The sequence below is a fragment of the Gulosibacter sediminis genome (assembly GCF_030011715.1).
GTDB classification, from domain to species: Bacteria; Actinomycetota; Actinomycetes; order Actinomycetales; family Microbacteriaceae; genus Gulosibacter; species Gulosibacter sediminis.
On sequence record NZ_JASCYH010000063.1, the window covers coordinates 1 to 7,698 of the forward strand.

The window sequence follows — 7,698 nt, forward strand, 5'->3', positions numbered from 1 at the left end:
GTTTTTGTAGTTCTGGCGGTGCCAGAACTACAAAAACTGACCACTCAACCCCCTTCGCGCGCTCGTTAGGAGCGGACTAGACGACGGATCGCTTCGGTGGCTTCCTCGATTTTTTCGGTGGCGGCCTCGTCACTCAGCTTCGCGGCGTCGAGCACGCAGTGCTTCAGGTGGTCATCGAGGAGGCCGGTGGCAACGCCCTGAAGCGCGCGGGTGAGGGCCGAAACCTGCGTGAGGATGTCGATGCAGTACTTTTCGTCATCGATCATCTTCGCGATGCCGCGGGCCTGCCCCTCGATGCGCTTCATGCGGCTGAGGTAGCGGTCCTTGTCGCTGATGTAGCCGTGGTGGTGCTCGTGCGAGTCGATTTCGACTGACATGGCTGGTCCTTCACTCCGTCGTTCCGGTAGGAACGAATACTGACTTCGAGGGTAGGGGTTACTTCGAGGCGACGCTCTTGAAGGCACGCAGGCGAAGGCTGTTGCCGACGACGAAGACGCTGGAGAACGCCATCGCCGCACCCGCGAGCATCGGGTTGAGCATGCCGAGCGCTGCGAGCGGAATCGCGGCGACGTTGTAAGCGAAGGCCCAGAACAGGTTCGTCTTGATCGTGCCGAGCGTCTTGCGCGAGAGTCGGATGGCGTCGACCGCGGCCCGCAGGTCGCCACGCACGAGCGTGATGTCGGAGGCCTCGATCGCGACGTCGGTGCCGGTGCCCATCGCGAGGCCCAGGTCGGCCTGCGCGAGCGCCGGGGCGTCGTTCACACCGTCCCCGACCATCGCGACGACCTTGCCCTCACCCTGCAGGCGGGTGACGACGTCGACCTTGTCCTTCGGCAGTACCTCGGAAATGACGTCGTCGATGCCAACCTCGGAGGCAATCTGGCGGGCCACCACCTCGTTGTCACCGGTGAGCAGCACTGGCGTCAGCCCAAGCGCCTTGAGCCCGCGGATCGCCTCGGCGCTCGTCGGCTTGACGGTGTCGGCGACTACGAGTAGGCCGCGAGCCTGCCCATCCCAGCCGATCGCGACGACGGTCTTGCCCTCGTCTTCGGCTCGCGCCTTCGCCTCCGCGAGCTGCGGCGACAGCTGCTGTGCCCAGTCGGCGAGCAGCGACTCGCGGCCGATCACGACGGCGGTGCCGTCGACGATGCCCTGCACGCCCTTGCCTTCGACGTTCGCGAAGTCCTCGGGCGTCGGCAGCTGACCGACCTCCTGTGTCGCGCCCTTGGCGATCGCCTGGGCGATCGGGTGCTCCGAGGAGTCTTCGAGCGCGCCCGCGAACCGCAGTAGTTCGGCGCGGTCGACGCCTGGCTCGGTGATGACCTCGGTGAGCGTCATCTTGCCGCTCGTGACGGTGCCCGTCTTGTCGAGCACGACCGTGTCGACCTTGCGAGTCGATTCGAGTACCTCGGGGCCTTTGATGAGGATGCCCAGTTGCGCGCCACGGCCCGTGCCGACGAGCAGCGCGGTCGGGGTCGCGAGCCCCAGGGCGCATGGGCAGGCAATGACGAGCACCGCAACCGCGGCGGTGAAGGCCGCGGCAACGGGGTGGCCACCGACGAGCCAGGCTGCAAGCGTGGCGATGGCGATCACGATGACGATCGGCACGAAGACGCCCGAGATTCTGTCGGCGAGCCGCTGTACTTCGGCCTTACCCGTCTGCGCGTCCTCGACCAGCTTCGCCATCTGGGCGAGCTGCGTGTCAGAACCGACGCGGGTGGCGCGCACCACGAGGCGACCGCCGGCGTTGACCGTCGCGCCGGTCACCGGGTCGCCGGGGCGAACCTCGACCGGCACGGACTCGCCCGTGAGCATCGACGCGTCGACCGCGGATGCGCCCGAAGTCACGACGCCGTCGGTCGCGATCTTTTCGCCCGGGCGAACGACAAACTCATCGCCGACGGCGAGCTCGTTCGTCGGAATCTTCACCTCGACGCCGTCACGCAGCACCGCGACGTCCTTCGCGCCGAGCTCAAGCAGGGCGCGGAGGGCGGCACCGGCCTGGCGCTTCGAACGCTTCTCGAAGTAACGGCCGGCGACGATGAACATGGTCACGCCCGCGCCGACCTCGAGGTAGATGTTCGCCGCGCCGTCGGACGGGGCAATTGTGAACTCGAACGCGTGCGTCATCCCAGGCATGCCGGCAGTACCGAAGAAGAGGGCATAGACCGACCAGAGCAGCGCGGCCGAGGTGCCCATCGAAATGAGCGTGTCCATCGTCGCGGCGCCGTGCTTGAGGTTGATCCACGCGGCCTTATGGAACGGCCAGGCCGCCCAGATGATCACCGGCGCCGCGAGTGTCAGCGAGAGCCACTGCCAGTACGTGAACTGCAGCGCGGGAATCATTGCCATCGCGATCACGGGAACCGTCAACACGACCGAGCCGATCAGGCGGTGCCGAAGCGAGGTGAGCTCGCGATCTTCCTCGGTCTCGCTGTCGCCGCCTTCAGGAGTCCCCCTGGGGTTCTTCGGCTTCGGCAGGGTTGCCGTGTAGCCGGTCTTCTCGACCTCGGCGACCAGCAGTGCAGGGTCGTAGCCGGCTGGCACTGTGACCTTGGCCTTCTCAGTGGCGTAGTTGACCGTGGCAGCAACGCCATCGAGCTTGTTCAGCTTCCGCTCGATCCGGTTCGCGCAGGAAGCACAGGTCATGCCGCCGATTTCGAGTTCGATAGCCGGGCCTCCCGTGGTGGGAGCTGATGTGCTCATCCTCTTCCTACTTTCTCAGCTTTCGTACGACGGCCGGCTCGAGACACTGCGGCCAGAATGCGAACGGTCGGCCTGCGCGCGTCGTCGCTCGCGAGCTTTCCTGACGCGTACGTTAGACGCGCACCGCAGAGTAGCCGGCCTCCTCGACCGCAGCGAGCACCTTCGCGTCGTCGATGTCGCCATCGGCGGTAACGCTGAGCTTGCCGGTCTGTGCGCTGACCTGGATGTCCTTGATGCCAGGGATCTCACTGACCTCTTCGCGAACCGACAGTTCGCAGTGGCCGCAGGTCATACCGGTTACCTGGTAGTCATTCGAAGTCATTGGAGTTCCTCCTCGCGTTCCGATACCCCCACTGGGTACCTGCTCGAGTCCAACCATATACCCCCAGCGGGTATTCCGCGACGCGTCAAAAACCGACCACTCAACCCCCTCAGCCGTAGTGGTGGCGGTAGCGGGCCGCGGCGGCCGGATGGAGCGCCACCGGCGCCGTGTCGATGAGGTTCGCCGAAGTGAGGTATTGCACGCCGACCGAACCCGCGGGCACGAGGCGCTCCGCATCGGCGATGAGCACGTCGACGAGCCCGGCGGCAACCTCGTCCGCGAGGTCGGGCCTCGCGAGCAGGTAGTTCGGCGTCCCCACTGTCGGGGTCTCGGCCGAGCTCCCGTACGCGCCCGACGGCAGCGCGGTCGCCAAGTAACTGCCCGGATGCTGCCCATCGAGCCCGGGCAGCGCATCCGTCAACTCGACAAATCGCACGCCCGGCGACGCCGTGAGCTCACTAATCACCGGCGCGGGAATGCCGCTCGACCAGAACAGCGCGTCGATCTCCCCCGCCACGAGCGCATCGCTCGCCGCTTGGATGCCAAGCTCAACCTCGTCGACCGCGTCGTCACCCTCGCGCAGACCCGCTACCTCGAGAATCAGTCGCGCGGTGTAGGCCGCGCCCGAGCTCGGTGCACCAACGCCCACACGGTGCCCGCGCAGATCGGCGAGCGCGACGATGTCGCTGTCGTGGCGCACGACGCACTGCAGATAGTTCTGATAGACGCGGCCAATGGCGACGAGGTCGTCGTCGCGCGAGGCCACCGAGTCGGCGAGGGCGATGCCGAGGTCGGCGCGGCCCGACACGAGCTGTTCAAGGTTGTCGAAGCTCCCCTTTGTCGCGCGTACCTCGAGCTCAGCAACCCCTGCCCTCGCGGCGGCATCCCGCAGCAGCGCGCCGAACTGCAAGTAAGTTCCGCCTGCCTCACCGCTCGCCATCGCGAGCGGCGTCGCCTCGCGCCGCAGGCCACACCCGCTTACGCCGAGCAGCGCGACGGTGCCGACCGCCCCGAGAAATCCGCGTCTCGTCAGCCCGCTCACTGCGGCACCACCTCGACGCGCACGAGGAGACCGCCCGCGGCAGATCGGAGTACACGCATCTCACCATCGTGCGCGAGCGCGAGTTGGCGCACGATCGCGAGCCCGAGTCCGGTCCCGGGCAAGCCACGATGGCGATCGGACCGCCAGAAGCGGTTACCGGCCTGCGCGAGATCGTCGGCCTCGAGCCCGGTGCCATCGTCACCTACCTCGAGCACAGTGCTGCCCGCTTCGTCGCGCAGCGACACGGTCACGGTCGGCGCCCCGCCCGCGTACTTCGCCGCGTTCTCGAGCAGAATCTCGGTGATCTCGACGAGGTCGCCGAACGCGCCGAGCACCGGAACGCGCTCCCCCGCGATTGCTCGGATGCGCAGCCCGTCCGGCGCGTGCGCAGCTGCGACCACCTCGGCCGCGTTCGCCCGATCGGTGAGGTCGAGCTGCTGGGTCATGCTCGTCGGCGCCTCGCCGCTCGCGGCCGCCGTCGCGCGGTGCGAGGCATTCGCGAGCACGAGCATCCGGTCAACGATGTGCTCGAGACGATCGAGGTCGCCGTCAACGGCGCGCGTCTCTTCGCTCGGCGGCAGGCCGTCGATGCGCAGCCGAATGGCCGCGAGCGGGTTACGAAGCTGGTGCGAGGCCTCGGCGACGAAGCCGCGCTGCTGCTCGAGCGCATCCTCGACGCTGCCGGCCATGCGGGCGAACGAGCGCGCGAGCCGGCGCAGTTCAGGCGGCCCAGACCGCTCGGGCAGGCTCACGGCCCGATGTTCTTCAATCGCGTGCGTTGCCCGGTCGAGCGCGTGCACGGGCCGCAAGATCCAGTTCGTCCAGCGGTAGAGCGCGAGCAGCAGCGCGCCGAGCAGCACGAAACCGATCATTGTGATGAGCGCCCATGACGTCGCCACGTCGGTGCGGGCCTCGACGAGATTCGTCTCGACGACGACGGCACCGGCGGTCACGCCCGGGAGCCCCTCGAAGGGCGCTGCAAGCAGCGCCCTCGAATCGCTCCAGGGGCGGATGGTCGGGATCGTCAGCCGGGGCACGGAACGGCCCGCCGACAGCGCGAGCGTCGTGACGTCGTCGCGGTGCGTGTCGAGGCCACCGGAGTCGGCCAGCACGACACCGCGGCCGTCAATGACGGCAACGGCATCGCCATAGGTTTCGGCGAAGCGGTCAAGGTAGCTCTGGAGTTGGCCCGTATCGCCCGCCGTCACCGCGATTTCGGCTCGGCTGACGATCTCGTTCATCGCCGCCATGCGCTGCAGCGTCGCCTCGTGGGTGCGCGTCACGGCGATTCCATGGCCGGCCGTCACAAGAATCACGATCACCGTGATGAGACCCAGAAGCACCGAGGGGATGAGCACCCGACGCCTCACGGCGCCGCCTCAAAGCGATAGCCGAAGCCGCGCAGGGTGGTGATGGTGCCGGGCGGCAGCTTCTGTCGCAACTGCGCGAGGTGCACGTCAACCGCGCGCGAACTCGTGGGATACTCGGGACCCCACACCCCGCGCACGAGCTCGGGCCGACTCACGGCCGCACCCACGTTGCGCGCAAGTTCCGCCAGCAGCGAGAACTCCGTCGGCGTCAGCGAGATTTCCGTGCCGTCGACCGTGGCGCTCCGCGCGCCGAGATCGACCGCGACCGAGCCCGCGCGAATCTCCTGCGCATCCGGCTGCCGCTGCACGTAGCGACGGCGCACCGCCTCGATGCGGGCGAGCAGTTCATGCACGCGCACCGGCTTGATCAGGTAGTCGTCGGCGCCCCGACGCAGCGCGACCACGGTCGAGCGCTCGTCGCCTCGCGCCGTGACGACGATCACCGGCACCTCGCTGCGCGATCGCAGCAGTCGCAACGCCTCAAGCCCATCCATGTCGTCGAGGCCGAGGTCGAGCAGCACCACGTCGGCGCCCTGATAGCTCTGGAGGAGTCCGGCGCCGGAGGTCACGTGCGCGCACTGATGCTCGGCCCGCTGGAGCACCGCGGTGAGCGCGGCCGCGACCGAGGCGTCATCCTCAACCACCAGCACTCGCATGAGTGTCATCTTATGCGGCACCAGCACTCGGCGAGTGCGTGTTAAGGCCCCGTAAGGATTCCCGGCGGGCCGTTCTGCGCCTCGATACGGTAGCCAAGCGCCACCGTGGACGCAGATGTCGACGGTGGCGCAAGACCCGCACAACCCCGCATCCGATAGGACACGCATGTCGACGACAACCGCGCCCGCAGCATCGCTGCGGCGATCTATCTCCAATACCCTGAAGGGTTCGACCGGCAATCTTGTCGAGTGGTACGACGTCTACGTCTACTCAGTGTTCGCGACCTACTTCGAGTCACAGTTCTTCGATGCCGACGACAAGAACTCGACCATCTACGTGTGGGCCATCTTCGCGGTGACCTTCCTCATGCGCCCGATCGGCTCGTGGTTCTTTGGTCGCTATGCCGACCGCCACGGCCGCAAGCAAGCACTCACCGTGTCGGTGACGATCATGGCGATCTGTTCGTTTGCCGTGGCGATCACCCCGACCGCCGAGACGATCGGCATCGGCGCCGCGGTCATCCTCATTCTTTGCCGCCTGCTGCAGGGCTTCGCCACCGGTGGCGAGTACGGCACGAGCGCGACCTATATGTCTGAGGCCGCGATTCCCGGCCGCCGCGGTTTCCTCTCGTCGTTCCACTACGTCACCCTCGTCGGTGGCCACGTGCTCGCACAGACGACGCTGCTCATCATGGTGCTCACGCTCGACACCCAGGCGATCTCCGAGTGGGGCTGGCGCATCGCGTTCGGCATCGGCGGCGTCGTCGCGCTCGTCGTGTTCTGGCTGCGTCGCACCATGGACGAGTCGCTCTCGGCCGAGGTCATCGCCGAAACGAAGGCGGGCGGTGCAAAGGCCTCGGGCTCGATGCGCGAGCTGCTCGTGAACCAGTGGCGCCCGCTGCTGCTCTGCTTCCTCGTCACCATGGGTGGCACGGTCGCGTTCTACACCTACTCGGTTACCGGCCCAGCGATCGTGAAGTCGGCGTTCGCTGGCGACGACGTCATCACGGGCACCGTCATCAACCTCATCGCCCTGACGATCCTCATGCTGCTGCAGCCGCTGGGCGGCTGGATCTCCGACATCGTCGGTCGCAAGACGCTGCTCGTGTTCTTCGGCATCGGCGGCGTGCTCTACACGTGGGTGCTGCTCACCCAACTGCCGCAGCAGACGAGCGCATTCACGGCCTTCGCGATTCTCGTCGGTGGCTTCGTCATCCTTACCGGCTACACCTCGATCAACGCGGTCGTGAAGGCCGAGCTGTTCCCGTCGCACATCCGCGCGCTTGGCGTCGGCTTTGGCTACGCCATGGCGAACTCGATCTTCGGCGGCACGGCGCCCGTGCTCTACCAGGCGGCCGGCGCGGCCGAGCAGGTACCGATGTTCATCGTCTACGTGACGGCCGTCATCGCCGCATCGCTCGTCGTCTACGTCTTCTTCCTCAAGAACCACGGTCGCACCTGGCTCGACCACGAGAAGGAGCTCCACGCCGAGGCCGACGGCCACACCCTGGAGCGCCAGCCCAGCTAACGCCCCCTCCGGTCGCCCCTAGCAGTTGAGTGGTCGTTTTTTGTAGTTCTGGCACCGCCAGAACTACAAAAAAC

At 67.1% G+C, this 7,698-nt stretch carries 7 protein-coding genes; 1 reads left to right on the plus strand and 6 read right to left on the minus strand.

Going from position 1 to position 7,698, the window contains the following annotated elements; translation table 11 throughout:
- Window positions 1-65: 65 nt before the first annotated feature.
- The 6 genes from QM019_RS12210 to QM019_RS12235 form a co-directional block, all read right to left on the minus strand.
- On the minus strand, window positions 66-377 hold the full coding sequence (locus tag QM019_RS12210; RefSeq protein ID WP_282828752.1) for a metal-sensitive transcriptional regulator: 312 nt from the start codon (window positions 375-377) through the stop codon (window positions 66-68).
- A 58-nt stretch (window positions 378-435) separates the two neighbouring features.
- Window positions 436-2,706 carry a heavy metal translocating P-type ATPase gene (locus QM019_RS12215; protein WP_282853230.1) on the minus strand — a complete coding sequence of 757 codons (2,271 nt, stop codon included), beginning with the start codon at window positions 2,704-2,706 and terminating at the stop codon, window positions 436-438.
- 112 nt (window positions 2,707-2,818) lie between these two features.
- Window positions 2,819-3,028 (minus strand): heavy-metal-associated domain-containing protein, encoded by a 210-nt coding sequence (locus QM019_RS12220; RefSeq protein WP_125106317.1) that lies wholly within the window; start codon window positions 3,026-3,028, stop codon window positions 2,819-2,821.
- A gap of 109 nt (window positions 3,029-3,137) precedes the next feature.
- The gene (locus QM019_RS12225) at window positions 3,138-4,070 is read right to left on the minus strand and encodes a TAXI family TRAP transporter solute-binding subunit (protein ID WP_282853232.1); all 933 of its coding nucleotides are present in this window, start codon (window positions 4,068-4,070) and stop codon (window positions 3,138-3,140) included.
- The gene (locus QM019_RS12230; RefSeq protein ID WP_282853234.1) at window positions 4,067-5,440 is read right to left on the minus strand and encodes a sensor histidine kinase; all 1,374 of its coding nucleotides are present in this window, start codon (window positions 5,438-5,440) and stop codon (window positions 4,067-4,069) included. The genes QM019_RS12225 and QM019_RS12230 overlap by 4 nt, the downstream gene beginning before the upstream one ends.
- A complete protein-coding gene (locus QM019_RS12235; protein WP_282853235.1) occupies window positions 5,437-6,096 on the minus strand; it encodes a response regulator transcription factor in 660 nt (219 codons plus the stop codon). The genes QM019_RS12230 and QM019_RS12235 overlap by 4 nt, the downstream gene beginning before the upstream one ends.
- A 166-nt stretch (window positions 6,097-6,262) precedes the next feature.
- Between QM019_RS12235 and QM019_RS12240 the strand changes: the two genes are divergently transcribed.
- Window positions 6,263-7,624: an MFS transporter gene (locus QM019_RS12240; protein WP_282853236.1), complete on the plus strand. Its 1,362-nt coding sequence runs from the start codon at window positions 6,263-6,265 to the stop codon at window positions 7,622-7,624.
- The last annotated feature ends 74 nt before the right edge of the window (window positions 7,625-7,698 follow it).

Excerpts from the sequence above, each read along its gene's own strand:
- QM019_RS12210 (WP_282828752.1), bottom strand. The coding sequence starts at position 377 with ATGTCAGTCGAAATCGACTCGCACGAGCACCACCACGGCTACATCAGC.
- QM019_RS12215 (WP_282853230.1), bottom strand. The coding sequence starts at position 2,706 with ATGAGCACATCAGCTCCCACCACGGGAGGCCCGGCTATCGAACTCGAA.
- QM019_RS12220 (WP_125106317.1), bottom strand. The coding sequence starts at position 3,028 with ATGACTTCGAATGACTACCAGGTAACCGGTATGACCTGCGGCCACTGC.
- QM019_RS12235 (WP_282853235.1), bottom strand. The coding sequence starts at position 6,096 with ATGCGAGTGCTGGTGGTTGAGGATGACGCCTCGGTCGCGGCCGCGCTC.
- QM019_RS12240 (WP_282853236.1), top strand. The coding sequence starts at position 6,263 with ATGTCGACGACAACCGCGCCCGCAGCATCGCTGCGGCGATCTATCTCC.